Genomic DNA, 20,506 nt, shown 5'->3' with positions numbered 1-20,506 from the left:
GCCCGTTTACGGGCCGCCGGTAACAGAAATGCAGATGTCAGACCGTACATGCGCCTGCTAGGGCGCGGCTGGTAAGAAAGCCTTACAGGCGCATAAGAGGAACCACCGGCTATGCCGGTGGGGCCCCTTTGGTTAAAAGAAAACCCCCAGCTAGGCTGGGGGGCCCCGAAAACTTATAGCTATGCGTAAGTTATAAATACTCCTTTTGATTAGCTAAGAAAGAGGTGCGGTCTGGCAAGTGTGCCCTGAGCAAATCAAAAGGAGGTCACGATGGGTGACACAAAGAATTTAGCGCATACGAAAGATAAGTGTATCGGCATTTGTCGGATACTTGAAAGGGAAAAGCAGCCAGATGATATACGAGCAGTTTGGTGAGCTGAAATTCAGATATCGCAATCGAGAATTCTGGTGCCGTGGCTACTATGTGGATACGGTAGGTAAGAATAAGGCAAAGATATCTGAGTACATGAGGCAACAAACTGGCCGAGGATAAACTTGGTGAGCAGCTGAGTCTTCCGTACGCCGGAAGCCCGTTTACGGGCCGCCGGTCACAGAAATGCAGAGGTCAGACCGTACATGCGCCTGTTAGGGCGCGGCTGGTAAGAGAGCCTTACAGGCGCACAAGAGGAACCACCGGCTATGCCGGTGGGGCCCCTTTTGCCGGAAGGGCCTCTCCCCGCGCATTGCGTTGAGGGGCGAGGGAGGTCGAGTCCGTGTACCGCTCTTTCTGTGGCACAGGAACGGCTTTCCCATACCCTGCCGCCTTCTCGATACCCGTACGGGCGAAGCGACGCACGTTTCCCTCTTCTTTTTCGGCAAGTTTTTTTCCGAGAGGAGCATGAGGTTCCTGCCCTGCGTCAGGGACGGGCGGTCTCTGCGACACAGAGGCGCCTCGGGCGGACATCCTCATGTCCGTGTCTTTTATGCGGCGGATATGGTCAGGGAAGGCTTTCAGATGCCTTTTGTCCGATGCGGTGTGGCGCAGCTCTGCGGGCAAGGGGCTTTCCGGTCTTGTTTCCACGGCCCCATGCCGGACGTTGCAACATCGGGGTAGAGGAGGGTAGAGAGCCTTCTGCAAGGAAGTTTTTGGAAAAGAAGCCCTGAAGCTGCTCGCTGCAATATTTCCACAGCTGTTTTTTGACGACGCCTTCTTCCGGCGCGGTACGACGTTTTCCGTAAGTTTTGTCCGTTTGTCCCGTGAGAAGAGGGACATTCCTGCCGGGCATGACGCCGCGGCGGAGGAGAAGAGGTAAAAAGGGGAAGCAGCGTTTCCCCGGGCATGGTCAATGAGCTTCCCCGGCACGGGGATCTTGCCCGGAATCCGCGGCAGGGATCACGCCGTCTTCCGCCTTTGCCGCGTATGGTCCCCTCCTTAGGATCAGGATTTCCCGTTGCACGGAAGCGTTCGGCCCCGGAGCGCCGGGGAGTGAAAAAAAGCGCCGCCTCCTTTTTCGGAAGCGGCACTTGTTCATGGCGTTGTATGGTCAGGTTCAGGCGATGGAAGAGCCGGCCGGGGCGTCGGCCGAGAGCAGAGCGAGGGAATCGCCGAATTCTGCGGTGAGGATCATACCCTGGGATTCCACGCCGCGCAGCTTGCGGGGCGGGAGGTTGGCCACCACCACGACCTTTCTGCCTGCCAGTTCTTCCGGCTTGAAGTGGGCGGCGATGCCGGAAACTATCTGCCGGGGTTTTTCCTCGCCGAGATCCACCTCGAAGCAGAGCAGTTTGTCCGCGTTGGGATGCTGCTTTGCCGAAAGGATATGGCCCACGCGAAGGTCGAGCTTCTGGAAGTCGGCAAATTCAATGGGGGCCTTGGCTTCAGGGGCGGCTTCCTCCTTGGGAGCCTCTTTGGGAGCGGCCTTCTTTTCCTTTTTGGGCTTGGCCGGGGCTTCCTCCTTTTCCATTTCCAGGCGGGGGAAGAGGTTGGAGGCGGAGGCTATTTCCATGCCGGTGCGCAGGTGCATGCGGTAGCGCAAAACGTCGTTCAGCGCGTCTTCGGAAAGGGGAGGCTGCGGGCGGCCGAGCTGGGCCTGCATGGCGGCGGAAGCGCCGGGCATGACGGGCCAGAGCAGATAGGCCACTTTGTACATGTTTTCCAGAAGCGTGCGGATGACAGTGCCGAGGCGCTCCGTTTCGCCTTTCTTCGCCAGCGCCCAGGGGGCCTGTTCGTCCACATACTTGTTCATGGCGCGGATAGGCGTCCAGAGCGCGTCGAGCGCCTGGGAGAAGCGCAGCTCGCCGAAGAGCTGCACGAAGTTGGCCGCGCCGTTGTCCGTGGCTTCGGAGAGGATATCGTCGGCTTCAAGCTGTTCGCCGAGGGCCGGGATTTTCCCGCCGAAGTATTTGGCGTTCATGGAAAGCACGCGGCTGAACAGGTTGCCGAGGTCGTTGGCGAGGTCGGCGTTGACGCGGGTGATGATAGCTTCCGGGGAATAGGAGGCGTCGGAACCGAAGTTCATCTCGCGCAGAAGGAAATAGCGGAAGGCGTCCAGCCCGAAGTGCTCGGCGGCCTTGAGCGGATCTACCACATTGCCCAGGGATTTGGACATTTTGGTGTCCTTCACCAGCCAGTAGCCGTGCACGTTGAGGTGCCTGTAGAGCGGAAGGCCCGCGGCCATGAGCATGGTGGGCCAGAAGATGCCGTGGGGCTTCAGGATATCCTTGGCCACCAGATGTTCGCCGGGCCAGAAGGTTTTGTAGGCGCCGGATTCGTCGTTCTCGTTTTCCGGCCAGCCGAGGGCCGTAATGTAGTTGGCGAGGGCGTCGAACCACACATAGCTCACATAGTCCTTATCGAAGGGCAGTTCAATGCCCCAGGTGAGGCGGGACTTGGGGCGGGAGATGCAGAGGTCTTCCAGCACGCCGCCTTCCAGCATGGCGAGGACTTCGTTGCGGTAGCGCTCGGGACGGATGAAGTCGGGGTTGTCGAGGATGTGCTGCCTGAGGGCGTCCTGATACTTGGACATTTTGAAGAAGTAGTTCTTCTCGCTGATGTATTCCGGCTTGGTCTGGTGCTGGGGGCAGAGGCCGTTTTCCAGCTCCTTTTCCGTGTAGAAGCGTTCGCAGCCGTAGCAGTAGTGGCCGCCGTATTCGCCGAAATAAATGTCGCCCTTGTCGTACAGGCGCTGCAGAAGCACCTGCACGGCCTTCTTGTGGGCCGGGTCGGTGGTGCGGATGAAGCCGTCGTTCTCAATGCCGAGCCGGGGCCACAGGTCGCGGAACACACCCGCGATATCATCCACAAAGGCCTGGGGCGAAACGCCCGCGGCGGTGGCCGCCTTTACGATCTTGTCCCCGTGCTCGTCGGTGCCGGTCTGCATGCGGGCGTTTTCCCCGAGCATGCGGTGGAATCGCTTGAGCGTGTCGGCCACAATGGTGGAATAGGCGTGCCCGAGGTGCGGGCGCGCGTTGACATAGTAAATGGGCGTGGTGATGTAGTAGCTTTTCACGGGGACTCCTGTTTACCTGGCGTCGGCATCCTGTTCCCGGGCAACTTCGGGAGCGGGCTGCTCCTTCTGTTCGCGCGCGGGCCTGGGGCGGCCTTTTCTTTCGTGGTTTTCCTGATGGTGGTGGGGGCGTTTTCGGCGATGCGCCGCTTCTTCGGAATTCATCATGCTCGGCTCATGCGGCGCAGCCGGGGCGGGGGCTTCCCCGATTTCCAGGTCGGCAAGGTCGTCGTCCAGGGTATCCGGCGCGGTGGAAAAGACCATCATGCCGCCGGAAGGCTGGGCTTTCTGCTCCTTGCCGGACGGGGAGGCCGGGCCTTCGCTGCGGCTGGGCTTCAGGGCCTGCCAGTCCTCAAGGCTCATTTCCACTTCCTGCCCGCCGTCGGGCAGCACCACCACGGAGTTGCGGAACATGTTGCCGCGCAGTACGCGCATGGGGCCTTGCGTGGTCTGGTAGCGCTTGCCGAGCCTCGGGCAGCTTCGGTGGAAGGCGTCGTAATTTTCCTGTTCATAGCTCAGGCAGCATAAAAGGCGGCCGCAGATACCGGAAATTTTCGCCGGGTTGAGAAAGAGATTCTGCTCCTTGGCCATTTTGATGGTCACGGGCGCGAACTTGTGCAGGTAGCGGCGGCAGCAGCATACCATGCCGCAGTTGCCGAGGGCCCCGAGCATCTGCGTTTCGTGACGCACGCCTATCTGCCTGAGTTCGATGCGGGTACGGTATTGCCGCACCAGGTCCTTCACCAGGTCGCGGAAGTCGATGCGTGTGGGGGCGGTGAAGAAAAAGACCATCTTGCTGCGGTCGAAGAGGATTTCCACATCCACAAGCTTCATGTCGAGCCTGCGTTCCGCAATGCAGCGGCGGCAGAACAGATAGGCTTCCCGGGAAAGAAGGGCGTTGTCCTGTGCGGCGCGCTGTTCCTCCTCGCTTGCGCGGCGGGCCGAGGGCATGGGCGTCTGCGCGGTGTCCTCTCCGTTCTCTTCCGGCTCCGCGTTGCCGTTCATGTTCTGCACGGCGGCGTTGGCAGCCTTGAGCGCCTGTTCCAGTTCTTCCTGCCAGGGCCTCTGCCAGACCACCCGGCCGCAGTTCAGGCCGCGTTCCGTCATGACCATGGCGCTTTCGCCCACGGCGAGGGGGGAATCGCCCCCGGCGTCGTACAGGCAGGCGAGCACCTGCCCGTAGCGGCTGAAACGTATGCCTATCGTCTGTTTCATAAGTATGAGGAAAGTTAAATATGTTTTTATCCGCGGCCCGCGTCGTCCGCCGGCCGGCTGCCCCGTACCTGTCGTCCCCTGCCCGCAGGCGGGTGGAGAAGGGATAGTCCCGAGCCTGCCGCGGGCGTATGCCGCACCTTTCGGAAGGAAAATTCTCCCGGGAACATGGCAATGAAAAGGGCGGACTTTGCCCGCGAAGCATAACTTCTGGACGATATCCCCCCCGCAAAACTCTTGTCAATGCCCAAGGTCGTCCGCCGTGCCGCACCCCGTCGGGAAAGAGCGGGGTGCGGCCGCCGGGGCTTCCGCGCAAGGGGCGGAAAAGGGAATCCGGCGCATCCTTCAATGCGGCGGGAAGATGGGGAAGGCTCTGCTAGGCCCCGGTTTTAGCCTCGGCCGTCTTTTCCGGTTCCGTTACCGTCACTTCATGGATTATGCGTTCGCTTTGTCCGGCGGGAATGTCCAGCCGCCAGACATGGCGGCCGCTCTCTTCCTCAAACGCAGCTTTGGGAGAGCTTGCGACGGCCACGCTCATGGAGGGATCGCGCGTGATGGGGGCGGCGACTTCCACGCGCACGGCGATCTGCCTGCCGTGCCCGTTCGCTATGTCCATACTCTGTCGCCACTGGCGAGTTCTCTGCCCTTTTTTTTCTTCGTCGCCGGCCTTGGCGGGCAGCTCCTGCCGTTTGGCAGTCACAAGCTGGTCCACGCCGAAGAAGAGGTCCTTGCTGCCCGGGCCGAGGCGGAGGGGGCCGCGCGCGCTTTCCACGCCGTCTACGGAGAAGACGGCCTCTCCGGAAGGCAGGAGCGGCATGTTTTCGTCGGTGAGTGCGGCGGCTATCCACGCACGCGTATCCTGTGCGGGGCGGACGAGGCGCACGAAGGAGGCGGAAAGCTCGTGGGAGGCCACGGGCCGCGTAACGCTCCCTTCGGCGGGAATATCCACCGCTCCCAGCTTCCACAGCATGCCCGCACCTCGGCGCTCTCCCTGCACCGCGCCTTCCGCGGCCATGCTCTTGGAAGCCATGAGGTTCATGGAGCGCATGACGGGCCGCTCTTCCCCGATGATCCAGTCCGGCAGGGAAGGCGGGTTCACGCTGCGGAAATCTTCGCTGGAGGAAAGGGCGATATCCACCCCCTTCCAGTCCGTGCCGCTCGACTGCCGCAGCACGGCGTCCATGGCCACGCGTACCTTTCCCGCCTTTTCGTCGGCCGCCACGCGGTAACGCGGCTGCCAGGAAGCGCCGGGAAGAAAATAGGTCCAGCGCACGGAGACGCCGCCTTCAGTCCCTTCCAGAAAGAGCGCGCATTCCTGCACTGATTCATGCCCTCTGCCGAGAGCCTCCATGCGTTTTTCCAGCGCCCGGGCGCTTTGTTCCAGCTCCCTCCGGCGCGCTTCCAGATTTGCGTCCCTTTCCGCAAGGGCGGCGAGGCGGGATTGCGTTTCCTTTGCCTGCCGATCCAGCGCTTTCCTGTCCTTGGCCTCAAGGTTCAGGGGCGGATCGGCCCAGAAAAGGCGCTCAAAGGATACGCTTTCGCGTTCGGCGTCCACGCGGGAGAGCTCGGCCCGTACTTTTTCCAGCTCATTCTGCAGCGCCTTCATGGCGGGAGAGGGTACATTCTTCTCCACAAGGCGCGATTCCAGCACCCTGCCGGAGGCAAGGCTGAAGGAAAGGCTCCCCGCGTCCGCGCCCGAGGGCAGGGCGAGGAGGACGCGGCCCCCTTCGGGGCGGAAAGTTTCCTCTTCCGTCACCATGGCTCCCTCGGGATAGAGGGTGGCGGAAACGGGCCTTGCCTGAGCAGCCGCGGGCAGGGTAAGGGCGAGCAGAGCGAGAAGGGGAAGGGCGTGTTTCATGCGTCGTTCTCCTTGAGAATGCGGTTTAAAAATTCCCGGCGCTTGCTGCGCTCCTCCGCGAGGAAGACGCCGGTGATGGAAGCGGGGTTTTCCATGATTTCCTCGGGCGTGCCGGAAGCGATGATTGTGCCGCCGTTTTCGCCGCCGCCCGGCCCGAGGTCCAGGATATGGTCGGAAGAGAGTATGACGTCGGTATTGTGTTCGATGACTACCACCGTGGCCCCGCGCTCCACCAGGCGGTGCAGCACGCCGATGAGCTTGCCCACCTCATGCATGTGCAGGCCCGTGGTGGGTTCGTCGAGGATGTAGAGCGTGCGCGGCAGGGATTTCTTGCCGAGCTCGCGCGATATCTTGATGCGCTGGGCCTCTCCGCCGGACAGGGTGGTGGCCGCCTGGCCGAGGCGTATGTAGCCGAGCCCCACATCCTCCAGCACACCGAGCCTTCGTTCCAGCGCCGGGTAGCTGGAGAAGAAGTCCCGAGCTTCGTGCACGGTGAGGTCGAGCACTTCGGAGATGTTCAGGTCCTTGTAGCGCACTTCCAGAGTCTCGCGGTTGAAGCGGCGGCCCTTGCACACGTCGCAGGTGACGAAGATATCGGGCAGAAAGTGCATTTCCACGCGTATCTGCCCGTCGCCCTTGCAGGTTTCGCACCTGCCGCCCGTGACGTTGAAGCTGAAGCGGCTTGCGGTGTAGCCGCGCTTTCTCGCGTCCGGCGTCATGGCGAAGATCTTGCGTATGTCGTCGAAGACCTTGGTGTAGGTGGCGGGGTTGGAGCGGGGGGTGCGGCCGATGGGCGTCTGGTCGATGGAAACGATGCGCTCTATCTGTTCAAGGCCCTCTACGCCCTTCATGGGCCCGGGTTGCTCGGTGCGCAGGCCGCAGTGCCGCGCTACGCGGCGGTAGAGCGTGTCGATGACGAGGGAGCTCTTGCCCGAGCCGGATACGCCGGTGACGCAGGTGAGTACCCCTAAGGGTATGGCGCAGTCGATGTCCTTGAGGTTGTTGGTGCTGACGCCGCGTAGCGTGAGGAATTTGTCGGACTTCCGGCGTTTTTCCGGCACGGGGATGGAAAGATCGCCGCGAAGGTAGCGCGCGGTGAGGGAATCGGAGTTTTTGACAAGCTCCTTCACCGTGCCCGCAAAGACGAGTTCCCCGCCCTGGGAGCCGGAGCCCGGGCCCATTTCCAGCACGGTGTCCGCCTCGCAGATGGTGGCTTCGTCGTGCTCCACCACGAGCACGGTGTTGCCGCGCTTCTGCAGGCTGCGCAGGGTGCGGATGAGCCTTTCGTTGTCGCGCGGGTGCAGTCCGATGGAAGGCTCGTCCAGCACATAGGTCACGCCCACGAGGCCTGAACCGAGCTGCGAGGCAAGGCGTATGCGCTGGGCCTCGCCGCCGGAGAGCGTGGCCATGGAGCGGCCGAGGGTGAGGTATTCAAGACCCACGTTGACCATGAAGCCCAGGCGGAAGGTAAGCTCCTTGATGAGAGGCTCGGCAATGAGGGCATGGCGTCCCGTGAAGGAGAGTCCCTGAACCCAGGAAAGGGCGCGCTCTATGGAAAGGTTGCAGAACTGTTCGATGTTGAGGCCGTTCACGCGCACGGAAAGCGCTTCTTTCCTGAGCCTTGTGCCGTGGCAGGTGGGACATTCCACCTCGTAGCTGTAGCGGCTCAGTATGTCGCTCCAGGCATCGCCCCTCTTCATGCGCTGCTCAAGAAGGTACATGACGCCCGGCCAGTGTGAGGTGGAAAGGGCCTCCCCGCTCTCGTCGTGGTTCAGGCTCGTGCCGCCCATGAAGTTGCGGCGCAGGCTTCCCGTGCGGGTGATGCCCCCCGCTTCGCCGTTGAAGAGCGCCTTTCTGGCCTTGTCGGAAAAGTCTTTGAGGGGCGTGTCCATGGTGAAGCCCTGCCGCTCGCCGAGAGCTTCCAGAGCCTTGCCTATCTTGGCCATGAAATAGGGGCTGGAGAAGGGCGCGAGGGCCCCTTTCTTGAGCGGGAGCGTTTCGTCGGGCGCAATGAGGGATTCGTCGAAGGCCACCACCGTGCCTATGCCGAGGCACTGGGGGCACGCGCCCTGCGGGCTGTTGAAGGAGAAAAGCTGCGGAGAGGGCACGGGAGCGCTCACATGGCAGGCGGGGCACACCGATTCCGTGGAATGTACGATATCGGCCTTGCCCGGTACGCTGACGATGACGCGGCCCTTGCCGTAGCGCAGGGCGAGTTCCACGGAGTCGGCAAGGCGGGTACGCATATCGTCCTTGATGACGAGACGGTCCACCACAAGGTCGATGCTGTGCTTTTTGTTCTTGTCGAGGGCGGGAACGTCGTCGAGATTGTATATCTGCGCCTCTTCGCCCAGCGTGGCCACGCGCACACGCACGAAGCCCTCGGCCTTCAGCTTCTTGAAGCGGTCGGCATGGGTACCCTTCTGCAGCTCCACGAGAGGCGCCATGAGCATGATGCGCTCCCCTTCGGGCATGCCCATGATATCGGCGATGATTTCATCCGAGGCCCGGGCCTCGATGGGCGCGCCGCAGTGCGGGCAGTATACCTTGCCGAGGCGGGCGAAGAACACGCGCAGGAAGTCGTATACTTCCGTCACCGTGCCCACGGTGGAGCGGGGATTGTGCGCCGTGGTCTGCTGTTCCAGGGATATGGCGGGGGAGAGGCCCTCTATCTTGTCCACGAGGGGCTTGTCCATCTTGGGCAGGAACATGCGCGCGTAGGTGGAGAGCGATTCCACATAGCGGCGCTGGCCTTCGGCATAGACGATATCGAAGGCCAGGGTGGACTTGCCGGAGCCGGAAGGCCCGCACACTACCACGAGCTCATCGCGCGGGATATCCACGTCCACATTTTTAAGATTATGTTGACGGGCGCCCTCGATACGGATGCAGGGCCCCGCATGTTTTTCGGGGAAATTCATGTTGTTCCTTGCAACTTGCGCGGCGAAACGTCGCCGGAAAAAGGCTCAGCGCCGGCCGTTCTTCAGTAACGTGACGCGGCGTACCACTTTTTCATAATAAGGATCATTCTCAGTTATGGCAACGGAGCGGGCACGGCGGTTCTGCACGCGCATGAGTATGACGTCGAGCTTCTGCATCTGGCGCAGTTTTTCCGCGCCGTCCTCACAGTGTTCGAGAAGATCGAGAAGGGTGTTTATTTCCTTGCGGTCGGCCAGCTCCGGCGGCAGATAGCCCGCGTTTTTGAGTACCTTGTAGGCCATGCGCAGTTCGGCGGGCACGGCGGAGTCGTCTTCCAGGTCAAGGGCCCTGCCCTCGCCGGGAAGGTTGTCGAACGCTCCTTCCTTCTGAGCTTCCTGAATACGCCTCTCGGCCCGGTTCGCCAGAAAATGCAGGAAATCTTCCGCCATGGCCCCTCCCTTGCGATGCCTTTCCTATACCCCCGGGAGAAAGCTTTTTCAATGAGCGCGGAGCCCGCCCGGGAGGTCGGAAAAGGGGCTTCCCCGAAGCGGCAAGGATGCGGCGCAGACGCCGGGGGAGCGCCTGCGCCGCGGCAGGAGGATGGGGGGAAAGATCAGCGCGAGAGAAAGCGCCGGTAGTCGATGCCGTATTTTTTCATCTTATAGTAGAAAATACGGTAGGTGATATCGATGTTGCGCGCGGCCTGATGGATGTTGCCGCCGGAGCGGGCGAGGGCCTCTTCCAGCCTTGTTTTTTCCAGAAGCCCCACTTCCTCGTGAAAGCCGAGGGCCCTGCCGTTTCCCTTCACACAGGAGCGGGCTTCCGGAGAGCGCAGTTCCGGCGGAAGGTGGCAGGGGCGCACGGTATCGCCTTCGCACAGGAGCACCGCGCGTTCCATGGCGTTTTGCAGTTCGCGCACGTTGCCCGGCCACGTCCAGGCAAGGAGCGCATCCTCCGCCTGCGGGGAAAGCCTCCTCGCCCCCCGGCCGTGCCTGCGGGCGAAAAGGTGCAGGAAATGCTCGGCAAGAGGCAGGATATCGTCGGCTCTTTCGCGCAGGGGCGGCAGGAAAAGGGGAAAGACGTTGATGCGGTAATAGAGGTCTTCGCGGAAAAGGCCCTGTTTCACCAGTTCTTCCAGGGGCTGATGCGTGGCGCAGATGAGGCGCACGTCCACCTTTACGGGCTTTTCGCTTCCGAGGCGCACAATTTCCCCTTCCTGTACGGCGCGCAGGACCTTGGCCTGCGCGGGCAGGGAAAGGTCGCCTATTTCGTCGAGAAAGAGCGTGCCGGAGGATGCCTGCTCGAACACGCCCCGCCTTGCCTGCTGCGCTCCGGTGAAGGCCCCTTTCTGCCAGCCGAAAAGCTCGCCTTCCACAAGGTCGGCGGGCAGGGCTGCGCAGTTGACCCTGATGAAGGGCTTGTCCGCCCTTTTGCTGCACAGATGGATAGCCGAGGCCAGGAGTTCCTTGCCGGAGCCGGATTCCCCCCTGAGAAGCACGGTAGTCGTGCCCGGGGCCACCTGCGCCACATGGTGCAGCACATGGTTCATGCTGCGCGAATGTACCACAATGGCTGGCATATCTTGAAGCACAGAGGGCAGGGGCGTATGATCCTGCCTCGTGTAATGGCCGCGCTCCCGCAGCATATCTTCCTGAAGGCAGGCCACCTGATGCCCCACCAGCGAGGCCGCCACCTCAAGGAAACGGCAGCGCAGGGCGAGGGTGGCGGCGTCGGCACGGGGTGTGTCCGCGCTCAGGGTACCCACGGTGATGCGCATCTCCTCCCCGCCCCCGGCCGGACGTTCCCGCAAGATTACGGGCACGCAGAGGAAGGCCAGGGTGCGGAGCTCCTCCTCGCTGCGTTCGAAAAGCCTGTTTTGAAAATCGGGGTGGCCTTCCATGCGCTCCACGATGACGGGCCTGCCTGAAGCAAAGACCTGCCCGGTAACGCCCCTGCCCGGCGCGTAGGTGAGATGCGGCACGCAGGCCTGCCCTTCGGCCATGGAAAGGTGCAGGCTGCCGTTTTCCGGGTGCTGTACTACGATGTGCACCCGTGTGAAGGGCAGGTCGCAGGATATGGCCGAAAGCGCGCGGGAAAGGGCTTCGCGGAAAGGCAGGCCCGGTCCGAGGCTGTCTACGATAGGGAGCAGGCTGTCGAGGTAGGGGGCGGGCGAAGGGGAGGAGAGGTCGTGTTCGGACATGGAAGCGGTTCATGGGGCGGCGCAGCGCCCGCCGGGTGGAAGTTTCTGGAAAGGCCCGCGGCCGGAGTCTCCCCCGGTCTTGCGCGGGCGGGCCTTCGGGGGGCTACAGCGCCTTTTCCAGTCTTTCGAGGGCCTTTTTCGTATTTTCCGGGGAGTTGAAGGCCGTGAAGCGCGCGTAGCCTTCGCCGCTTACGCCGAAGCCAGCGCCCGGGGTGCAGACCACGGCGGCCCTTTCCAGCAGGAGGTCGAAGAAGTCCCAGGAAGGCATGGCCTTCGGTGTCTGAAGCCAGACATAGGGGGAGTGCACGCCGCCGAAGGCGGAAAGGCCCATGCGGCGGAAGGCGTCGAGCATGATGCGTGCGTTGTCGCGGTACACGGCAAGGGCCGCGGCGAGCTCTTCCCCGGCCTCGGGCTGGAACACGGCCTCTGCCGCGCGCTGCACGATGTAGGGACAGCCGTTGTATTTGGTGCACTGGCGGCGCAGCCACATGTCGTGCAGGGAAAGAAGCCGTCCGTCCTTCGTGCGGGCGGTGAGCTTTTCGGGTACCACGGCATAGCCGCAGCGCAGGCCGGTGAAGCCTGCCGTCTTGGAGAGACTGCGGAACTCCACGGCCACCTCGTCCGCCCCGGGGATTTCGTAGATGCTGCGGGGCAGGGAGTCGTCCTGGATGAAAGCTTCGTAGGCCGCGTCGAAGAGTATGACGCTTTCCTTTTCCCTTGCGTAGTTTACCCAGGCGGTGAGGGAGGAGCGGTCGAGCACGGTGCCTGTGGGGTTGTTGGGGCTGCACAGGTAGATGACGTCCGGCCGCACGGAGGGCAGGTCCGGCTGAAAGGCGTTGGCCGCGGTGCAGGGCAGGTAGACGATACGGTTCCAGCGCCCGTTTTCTCTTGTGCCCGCGCGGCCCGCCATGGCGTTGGAATCCTCATACACGGGGTAGACAGGGTCGGTGAGGGCGATGACGGCATCCTCGCCGAAGAGCTCCTGAAAATTGCCGATATCGCTTTTCGCGCCGTCGCTGATGAAGATTTCCTCAGCTCTTATGTTCACGCCGCGGGGCAGGAAGTCATGGTTGAGTATGGCCTCGCGCAGGAAGCCGTAACCCTGTTCCGGGCCGTAGCCCCGGAAAGTTTCGGCACAGGCCATTTCGTCCACGGCCTTGTGCAGGGCGCGGATGACGGCCGGGATCATGGGCTGGGAAACGTCGCCTATGCCGAGGCTTATGACTTCTGTTTCCGGGTGCTTTTGCCGGTATGCCGAAACCCTGCGCGCCACTTCGCTGAACAGATAATTGCCGGAAAGGCCCGCGTAGGCGTTGTTGATGCTTGCCATGGTAGCTCCAGAGATTCTCCGGCCGTGCCGGAGGAAAAAGTTGTGTCAGGCGACGCTGCGCCCTGCCGGGAAGGGCATGGCTTCATTGTCCTTCATGTTCCACACGCCGCAGGGGCATACGCCCGCGCAGATACCGCAGCCTATGCAGCGCGCGGGGTCCGACACATAGGCGAAGCGCCCGCTTATCTCCACGCGGGAAATAGCCTTCTCTGGGCAGGAATTCAAGCACATGGCGCAGTCGCGGCAGGAGCCGCAGCTTATGCAGCGATAGTAGTCGTCGGCCGGAGCGGGCAGCTCTTCCTTGTGCACGCGGGAAAAGTATTCGAGGCTGAGGCGGGAAGAGGCCGCGGGGCGGCCGTCGGCCGGACGCAGGTTCCCGCCCGTCATGAAGGCGTGGGCAGCCTCGGCCGCCCGCGCCCCGGAGCCGATAGCCGAAACTAGAAGGCCGGGCTTCACCACGTCGCCCGCGGCGAACACGCCGGGCAGTATGCTCATGTCCTCGTCCGGCACCACCCAGCTTTTGCGGAAGGTGCGCACGCCCTCGGGCAGAAAGTCGATTTCCGGCTCGTCGCCGATGGTGATGATGACCATATCGCCGGGGATGAGGCGGCCCGTATCGTCGAGGATGCCTTCTTCCGTGATGCGGCTGGTCATGAAGGGCCACACGAGTTCGCCGCCCAGGGATTCGATGTGGGCGATTTCCTTTTCAAAGGCAGCGGGCTTCTGCACGTCTACGCACGTTACATGTTCTGCGCCTTCGGCATAGGCTCCGGCCGCCACGTCCATGCCCGCGTTGCCGCAGCCTATGACGATGACGTTTCTGCCCGTGGCGGGGTGTTCGCCGCGGTTCACGGCCTTCAGGTAGTCAATGCCGCCTATGATGCGTTCGCTGCCGGGCCAGTTGAACATTCTGGCCTTCGTACCGCCCACGGCCACAATGACGGCGTCGTTTTCCCTGCGCAGGGCGTCGAACTTTTCCCTGTCCACCGGGCAGGACGTCACGAATGAAACGCCCATGCTTCCGATGCGGGCGATTTCCGCCTGAAGTACGGCGTGATCGAGGCGCTCCCTGGGAATGACTTGTTCTATCTTGCCGCCCACCACGGAGTCAGCTTCGTACACCGTGACTTCATGACCCCGCCGGGCGAGCTGCCACGCGGCGGAAAGGCCGGCCACGCCGGAGCCCACGACGGCCACGTTCTTTCCGGTGCGCACGGCAGGCTTTTCCACGGTGAGGGAGGCGGATTCAAGGCCGAGGGGTCCTATCTGCACGGGCGAGTCGATGCGGCATCCGCGTGTGCAGGCTTCCATGCAGGGGTTCGGGCACACATGGCCGCACACCGAGCCGGGGAAGGGGGAATAGTCGAGCACAAGGCGGAGCGCCTCTTCGGTGCGGCCTTCGCGCAGAAGGTTGTAGCGCTTCTGAGTGGGGATGTGCGCCGGGCAGGCGTGTTCGCAGGGGGCGGCCGCGGCTGCATTGTCCCAGGAGGGCACGCGCAGGCGGAAATCGCCGCGCGCCACAAGGCCGTTCACACGGAAATCGTCGCTCACCACGTCGCTGAAGATACCGCCCTTCACCCAGCGTTCCCGGCGGTATTCGGCCATGGAGGGCCTGTGGGAGGCGTGTTCGCCACTCTTTCGGGGCTCAAGCTTGCGCCACTCGTCCCAGCGCGTGAGGCGCTCTTGCGCATCGCTTCTGCCCACGGCCCGGAGGAAAGCCGCCATACCTTCCTGAAGGAAGGCGATATCGGCGCTGTCGAGCGCATGCTCGGCCACGTCGTCTTCGGCGAAGGAGCCGGGATTGCCCCGGAAGTAGACCGTGCCGCCCACCATGCCCACGCATGCCCGCTCGCCGAGCACGGAGCAGCCTTCCGGCGCGTCGAGCCCGCAGACCACCATTTTGCCGCCGCCCATGAATTCACAGGGGAAGGAGCCGGTGTTTTGGAGAATCCACAGTTCGGGCTCGGGGTAGAGCGGGTCGTGCTTCATGAGCGAGCCTGTGCGCGTGCCCGCGCGGCCGCCTATGTAGATGATGCCCGAGGCCGCACAGTGGCCGGCAGTGTCGCCCGCGTCGCCTTTGATGGTGATGCGCGCGCCGGAGTTGAGCCAGCCCGCGTCGGCCGGGGCCGGGCCTTCCACCACGATATCGGTGTGGTCGAGGCCCATGCAGCCCACCCTCTGGCCGGGGTTGGTCACATGAAAGTGCAGGGTACGGCCTTCGGCGTTCCACAAGGGGCCGCCTATGTCGTGCTGGCCGGAGGCGTGGATGTTGAACTCCGTTTCGCCCCGGGCCACGGCTTCGGATATGGCGAGCAGGAGGCTCTGCGTGGACATGCGTTCGTGCTGGGTGAGGGTATCTATGAAAAACATGGCGTTGCCTTTACGGGATGAGGTTCCGGCGGGGTGTGCCTCGGAGCTTTCCTGGGGTCAGCAGGCGTAGGCGATGCCGAGCTTGTCGGCGACGGCGCGGTCGGTGGCGACGAGGGCGTCGGAGCGGCCCACGGGCAGGGAGCTGTTGCCTATGGGGGCCATGAGCTTGCGCAGTTCGCTGTCGAAGGCGAGGACATAGTCCACAATGGCCTGCGCCCCTCTGTCCACGTCGAGCCGCGCCGTAAGGCGCGGGTCCTGCGAACAGATGCCGTTGGGGCACAGGCCCGTGGAACAGTTGTTGCAGCGGCCGTTCTCGTTGCCTACGCAGCCTAAAAGCTGGATGAGGAGCTTGCCGACGAACACGCCGTTGGCGCCGAGGCATATCATCTTGAAGGCGTCGGCCGCGGCGTTGCCGGTGAGGCCCACGCCGCCGCCCGCCCACAGGGGTATCTGGCCCTGAAGGCCCTGGCCTACGGCGGCGAGGTAGCAGTCGCGCAGCTTGGACACGACGGGGTGGCCGGTGTGGTCGAGGGAGACCTCGTTGGCCGCGCCGGTGCCGCCCTGTATGCCGTCGATGAAGAAACCGCCGCAGATGCGGTAGGGGTCGCGCAGGAGATTGTTGTACACGGAAACCGACGTGGCCGAAGCCGCACACTTGATAGCCACGGGCACGCGGAAGCCGAAGGCCGCGTTGAGGGAAAGGTGCATCTTCTGCACCGACTCCTCGATGGAGTAGAGGCCCTGATGGTTCGGCGGGGAGTGCAGGGTGGACTTCGGCACGCCGCGTATGGCCTGTATGTGCGGGGCTACCTTGGAAGCGGGCAGAAGGCCGCCGTCGCCGGGCTTCGCGCCCTGGCCTATCTTGATGAGCACGCCCGCAGGGTCGACCTTCATGCGGGGCAGGGCCTTGACGATGCGGTCCCAGCCGAAATGCCCGGAGGCAATCTGGATGATGAAATACCTGAGCTTGTCCGATTCCATGAGCTTCACGGGCATGCCGCCTTCGCCCGAGCTCATGCGCACGGGAAGGGAACATTCCTCGTTGAGGTAGGCGGCGGCCATGGCCACGGCCTCCCAGGCGCGGGTGGAGAGCGCGCCTATGGACATGTCGCTGAAGATGAGCGGATAGATCCAGTTCACCGGCGGGGTGTGGCCGGTCTTCACGAGTCTGCCGTCCCGCACCTGAAGTTCTGCGGCAAGGTCGCGGGAGGGCAGCACGCGACCCAGGGGCGCGCGCATGTCGAAGGTGTGGCGCTCCGAGTCGAGGGCCGGGTCGGTCATCTGGCTGATGCGGCCCACCACAATGGCGTCGAGGGTGCGCTGCGTGTTCAGGTTGGTGCGCCCGCCGCGGCGGATGGGGCCGTTGGCCCGGCCTATGACGGGGAAGCGCTGGTCCGCGTTGCGCTCGGGGTAAATGGCCCCGTTGGGGCATACCCTGGCGCAGAAGCCGCATCCCACGCACAGGTGGGCGAGGTCCGTCTTCTGGCGGATCACTGGCCGTGCGAGATGCCTTTTTTCCGGCTCAGGCCAGGGCTTTTCGGATACGGTGACGTCGCAGCGCAGCATGGCCGCCTCTATGGCGTTCTGCGCGCACTGGGCCACGCAGCTGCCGCACATGGTGCAGCGGGAAGGATCGTGCCGGATGATCCAGCGAAGGTCGCCCGGATAGGTGTCGAGAGCGTTTACTGCCTGCATGTGCTTATCCTGAGGTCGTTGTCGATGATGATGGTTTCCCTTTCGCCGGGGTAGAGGTCGCGGGAGCTGTCGCGCTCCGGCATGACGGCGTTGAGGCCGCAGACTTCGGAAGATACGGCGACCATACCCTTTGTCCTGCCCACCACCACGGGGCGGAGCTTCTTGGAGTCGCAGCAGCAGATCATGCGGCTGTCGGGCAGCATGCCGATCACGGCGTTCGGCCCGTTGATTTCGAGGTGCGCCAGAGTCTCGCGGATGATGCACAGAACGTCGGCATCATCTCTTTTGTCGATTTCCGCGAAGGGCAGGGGCGTGATGACGTGCTTGAAGTATTCCAGAGGCCATTTGAGTTCGTGCAGTACATAGTGCAGGCTGTAGAGCAGGCACTGGGAATCGGATTCAAAGCCGGTGTAGCCCCGGTGCAGGGCCCTCTGGAATTCCTTGTTCTTGGTGTAGAAGGTGTTCTCGCCGTTGACGCATACGGTGTATCCCTGGAGGAAGAAGGGGTGGGCGGCGTAGCGCACTATGTCGTAATTGGTGTTCTGCCGGCACTGGGTGACGATGTTCTTTGCAAGCAGGGGGCAGGAATCATCCCAGAGGCGGAAGTAGGCGGCAATGTCGCGCGGGTCGCCGATTTCCTTGAGGGTGAGCACGTCCGGCCAGAAGGAGTAGACGAAGCCTTCGTTTTTTTTCTCCAACATGGCGCGCAGGGCAAGGCGCGTGTCGAGCAGAAGGTCGGCCTTTTCTTTGTCGCTGCTGTAACGGTAATGGGGCGGGTAGTCGTACACGCGGAAGAGATAGCGCTCCATGGGCCGTATGTTCAGGCCCGGCTTCGCGTCGTATTTGGGCGTCCAGCTGAAGAGCAGGGAGAAGTGATGTTCGGCCATGTAGTCGTCCACGGCGCGCATGCCTTCGCGCGTGCATGCGGCGGAGAGAAGGGGCTTGTCCTTCCATTCCCCGAAGGCCCCGGCCATGTCCTGCATGACCATGGCGTAGCCGGAATTGTCGTGCCCTTCCTGCTGGGGAAGCATGAGTTCAAGCGCCGTGCGCGGCCCCACGGGCGTGATGCTTTTAATTGACCCTATTCTGCACATGATGTGTTCCTTGCAATATGTTCCGCGCTTCGCGGAGCGTCTGTTATCTTTTCGTGCAGGTTCCCGGGACAGGAAAGGCCTGCGATGCATATTTGTACCGGCATGTCCGCCGGAAGGGCGGGCCATGCGGCCCGCCCGGGAAGTTTCCGGTTCCGGCCGGTTTTTTCCCGGCCGGGCATGCTCAGTGCGTCCACATGAGGTCGGCGTAACCGGGCATGGGGTAGTCTGAGGAGGACATGACGGATTCCAGCCTGTCGGCCAGAGCGCGACATTCGTTCATGGCCGGAAGCACCTTATCGCGGGCGAAGCGTGCGCAGGCATCTGCGCCTTCGGTTCCGGCAAGGGCCATGCGCTTTTCATCCAGCGCTCGCAGGGCCAGCATGAGTTTTCCGGTCAGGGAGGCGAGAAGTTCCAGGTAGTCGGCTTCGGCCTCGGGTACTCGGTCCATGGCGGCGCGGGTGCTGTTCACCATGTCGGCGGCCGCGCTCTGGGCCTTCATGGCCGCGGGCACGATGAGGGTGCGGCCCATGCGGCTCGCGGTGGCGGCTTCGATGCCTATGGTCTTGGCGTAGTTTTCCAGCAGGATTTCCTGGCGGGAGAGACATTCGCGTTCGGACAGGATGCCCTGGCGGGAGAAGGCCCCGAGCACGTCGGGGTCGCTGTAGTGCTCCAGGGCTTCCACGGTATTGGCATAGTTGGGCAGTCCGCGGTGCGCGGCTTCCTCCGTCCACTCTTCGGTGTAGCCGTTGCCGTTGAATACGATGGGCGCGTGTTCGGTGAAAAGGTCGCCGAGAAGCTCCTGAACGGCAAGGTTCAGCTCCTTGCCGGAGGCAGTTTCCGCTTCCAGGCGGTCGGCGATATCTTCCAGCGCGCATGCCACGGCCGCATTTATGGCGATGTTGGCGGGCGCGATGGACTGCGAGGAGCCCACGGCGCGGAATTCAAACTTGTTGCCCGTGAAGGCGAAGGGGCTTGTGCGGTTGCGGTCGGAATAGTCGCGGGGCAGGGGCGGCAGCACGTCCACGCCGATGTTGAGCGTGGGCCTTGCCTTCCTTTCGCAGGAGCCGTTGCCCGTGAAGGAATCCACCACTTCCGCGAGCTGGTCGCCGAGGTACACGGAGATGATGGCGGGCGGGGCCTCGTTGGCTCCGAGGCGGTGATCATTGCCCGCGCCGATGGTGCCGAGACGCAGGATTGCCGCGTGCCTGTGCACGGCGCGCAGCACTGCGGCGAGGAAGACCAGGAACTGCGCGTTGTCCTGCGGTGTGTCGCCGGGCCTGAGCAGGTTGTTGCCTTCGGAGTCGGCAAGAGACCAGTTGTTGTGCTTGCCCGAGCCGTTCACGCCTTCAAAGGGCTTTTCGTGCAGAAGGCACATGAAGCCGTGGCGGGGTGCGATGTGGCGCATGAGGTTCATGATCAGCATGTTGTGGTCGGTGGCGATGTTTACCTGCTCATACATGGGCGCGAGCTCGAACTGCGCCGGGGCCACTTCGTTGTGGCGCGTCTGCGCCGGTATGCCGAGGCGGAACAGGGTGTGCTCCAGATCCTCCATGAAGGCCATGACGCGGGCGGGAATGGCGCCGAAATAATGGTCTTCCATTTCCTGCCCCTTGGGCGTGGTGGCGCCGTAGAGGGTGCGGCCCGTCATGAGAAGGTCGGGCCTTTTCGCTGCAAGGGCCTTGTCCACGAGAAAGTATTCCTGCTCCGGCCCGGCCTGCGCCGTCACATAGCGGGCCCTGTCGTTGCCGAAGAGGCGCAGGATGCGCAAAGCCTGCCGCGATACGGCGGATACGGAGCGCAGAAGCGGCACTTTTCTGTCCAGCGCTTCCCCGGTGTAGGAATAGAACATGGTGGGGATGTGCAGGGTATGGCCGATGAGAAAGACCGGGGAGGTGGGGTCCCAGGCGGTGTAGCCTCTGGCCTCAAAGGTGGAGCGAAGCCCACCGGAGGGGAAGCTTGAGGCGTCCGGCTCGCCGGAAAGCAGCGTCTTGCCCGAGAAGGAGCTTATCATCCTGCCGTCCACGCACTGGAGGAAGGCGTCGTGCTTTTCCGCAGTGAGGCCGGTGAGCGGGTGGAACCAGTGGGTGTAATGTGTGGCGCCCCGGGAAACGGCCCAGTCCTTCATGGCGTTGGCCACGGTCCCGGCAATGGCGGGGTCGAGGCGGGTGCCGTTCAGCGCCGTCTGCTCCAGGTTTACATAGACCTCGTGGGGAAGATGCTGACGCATGGCGTCGAGGGTGAACACGTCGCAGCCGAAATATTCGTCGTCATGCCTTGTCGATGCAGGGTTTGACATAGGGATTAACTCCTTTGGGAAGGCTCCGTTGCTGTTTCTGCCTCTGGAAAAGCAAGAAGCGTGCCAGAAGAAGTACTGATGCGATT

General features: G+C 63.0%; 11 protein-coding genes and 1 pseudogene. 1 reads left to right on the top strand and 11 read right to left on the bottom strand.

The features are described 5' to 3' along the window. Window positions 1–301: 301 nt before the first annotated feature. Window positions 302–548: pseudogene (locus K8W16_RS00515) on the top strand (transposase); the annotation flags it as partial. 942 nt (window positions 549–1,490) lie between these two features. On the opposite strand, the gene metG reads toward K8W16_RS00515, so the two are convergent. From metG to K8W16_RS00460, 11 genes are all read right to left on the bottom strand, one after another. Beyond that, a complete protein-coding gene (gene metG, locus K8W16_RS00510) occupies window positions 1,491–3,449 on the bottom strand; it encodes a methionine--tRNA ligase (RefSeq protein WP_304120221.1) in 1,959 nt (652 codons plus the stop codon). A 12-nt stretch (window positions 3,450–3,461) separates the two neighbouring features. Beyond that, window positions 3,462–4,661: a regulatory iron-sulfur-containing complex subunit RicT gene (locus K8W16_RS00505; protein WP_304120219.1), complete on the bottom strand. Its 1,200-nt coding sequence runs from the start codon at window positions 4,659–4,661 to the stop codon at window positions 3,462–3,464. 373 nt (window positions 4,662–5,034) lie between these two features. Next, window positions 5,035–6,516: a DUF4139 domain-containing protein gene (locus K8W16_RS00500; protein WP_304120217.1), complete on the bottom strand. Its 1,482-nt coding sequence runs from the start codon at window positions 6,514–6,516 to the stop codon at window positions 5,035–5,037. Then, window positions 6,513–9,437, bottom strand: a complete 2,925-nt coding sequence (gene uvrA, locus K8W16_RS00495) for an excinuclease ABC subunit UvrA (protein ID WP_304120216.1) — start codon at window positions 9,435–9,437, stop codon at window positions 6,513–6,515. The genes K8W16_RS00500 and uvrA overlap by 4 nt, the downstream gene beginning before the upstream one ends. Window positions 9,438–9,482: 45 nt before the next feature. Next, on the bottom strand, window positions 9,483–9,884 hold the full coding sequence (locus tag K8W16_RS00490) for a DnaJ family domain-containing protein (RefSeq protein WP_304120213.1): 402 nt from the start codon (window positions 9,882–9,884) through the stop codon (window positions 9,483–9,485). A 164-nt stretch (window positions 9,885–10,048) separates the two neighbouring features. Continuing rightward, window positions 10,049–11,635 carry a sigma-54-dependent Fis family transcriptional regulator gene (locus K8W16_RS00485; protein ID WP_304120211.1) on the bottom strand — a complete coding sequence of 529 codons (1,587 nt, stop codon included), beginning with the start codon at window positions 11,633–11,635 and terminating at the stop codon, window positions 10,049–10,051. 103 nt (window positions 11,636–11,738) lie between these two features. Then, entirely contained in the window at window positions 11,739–12,965 is a 1,227-nt protein-coding gene (locus K8W16_RS00480; RefSeq protein ID WP_304120209.1) for an LL-diaminopimelate aminotransferase, read from the bottom strand. 45 nt (window positions 12,966–13,010) lie between these two features. Continuing rightward, window positions 13,011–15,335, bottom strand: a complete 2,325-nt coding sequence (locus tag K8W16_RS00475; RefSeq protein WP_304120207.1) for an FAD-dependent oxidoreductase — start codon at window positions 15,333–15,335, stop codon at window positions 13,011–13,013. Between the two features lie 57 nt (window positions 15,336–15,392). Next, window positions 15,393–17,030 (bottom strand): glutamate synthase-related protein, encoded by a 1,638-nt coding sequence (locus tag K8W16_RS00470; protein WP_304120206.1) that lies wholly within the window; start codon window positions 17,028–17,030, stop codon window positions 15,393–15,395. Next, window positions 17,018–18,124 (bottom strand): glutamate synthase, encoded by a 1,107-nt coding sequence (locus tag K8W16_RS00465; RefSeq protein ID WP_304120204.1) that lies wholly within the window; start codon window positions 18,122–18,124, stop codon window positions 17,018–17,020. Before K8W16_RS00465 ends, K8W16_RS00470 begins: the two co-directional genes overlap by 13 nt. A 181-nt stretch (window positions 18,125–18,305) precedes the next feature. Then, window positions 18,306–20,420: a glutamine synthetase III gene (locus K8W16_RS00460; protein WP_304120202.1), complete on the bottom strand. Its 2,115-nt coding sequence runs from the start codon at window positions 20,418–20,420 to the stop codon at window positions 18,306–18,308. Window positions 20,421–20,506 lie beyond the last annotated feature (86 nt).

Source organism: Mailhella massiliensis, assembly GCF_020741395.1.
GTDB classification, from domain to species: Bacteria; Desulfobacterota; Desulfovibrionia; order Desulfovibrionales; family Desulfovibrionaceae; genus Mailhella; species Mailhella massiliensis_A.
This window is presented reverse-complemented; position numbering and strand designations above follow the sequence as displayed.

What these genes read in the sequence shown, in the direction of transcription:
- K8W16_RS00505 (WP_304120219.1), bottom strand. Translation starts at nt 4,661, where the DNA reads ATGAAACAGACGATAGGCATACGTTTCAGCCGCTACGGGCAGGTGCTC.
- K8W16_RS00500 (WP_304120217.1), bottom strand. Translation starts at nt 6,516, where the DNA reads ATGAAACACGCCCTTCCCCTTCTCGCTCTGCTCGCCCTTACCCTGCCC.
- uvrA (WP_304120216.1), bottom strand. Translation starts at nt 9,437, where the DNA reads ATGAATTTCCCCGAAAAACATGCGGGGCCCTGCATCCGTATCGAGGGC.
- K8W16_RS00490 (WP_304120213.1), bottom strand. Translation starts at nt 9,884, where the DNA reads ATGGCGGAAGATTTCCTGCATTTTCTGGCGAACCGGGCCGAGAGGCGT.
- K8W16_RS00485 (WP_304120211.1), bottom strand. Translation starts at nt 11,635, where the DNA reads ATGTCCGAACACGACCTCTCCTCCCCTTCGCCCGCCCCCTACCTCGAC.
- K8W16_RS00480 (WP_304120209.1), bottom strand. Translation starts at nt 12,965, where the DNA reads ATGGCAAGCATCAACAACGCCTACGCGGGCCTTTCCGGCAATTATCTG.
- K8W16_RS00475 (WP_304120207.1), bottom strand. Translation starts at nt 15,335, where the DNA reads ATGTTTTTCATAGATACCCTCACCCAGCACGAACGCATGTCCACGCAG.
- K8W16_RS00470 (WP_304120206.1), bottom strand. Translation starts at nt 17,030, where the DNA reads ATGCAGGCAGTAAACGCTCTCGACACCTATCCGGGCGACCTTCGCTGG.
- K8W16_RS00465 (WP_304120204.1), bottom strand. Translation starts at nt 18,124, where the DNA reads ATGTGCAGAATAGGGTCAATTAAAAGCATCACGCCCGTGGGGCCGCGC.
- K8W16_RS00460 (WP_304120202.1), bottom strand. Translation starts at nt 20,420, where the DNA reads ATGTCAAACCCTGCATCGACAAGGCATGACGACGAATATTTCGGCTGC.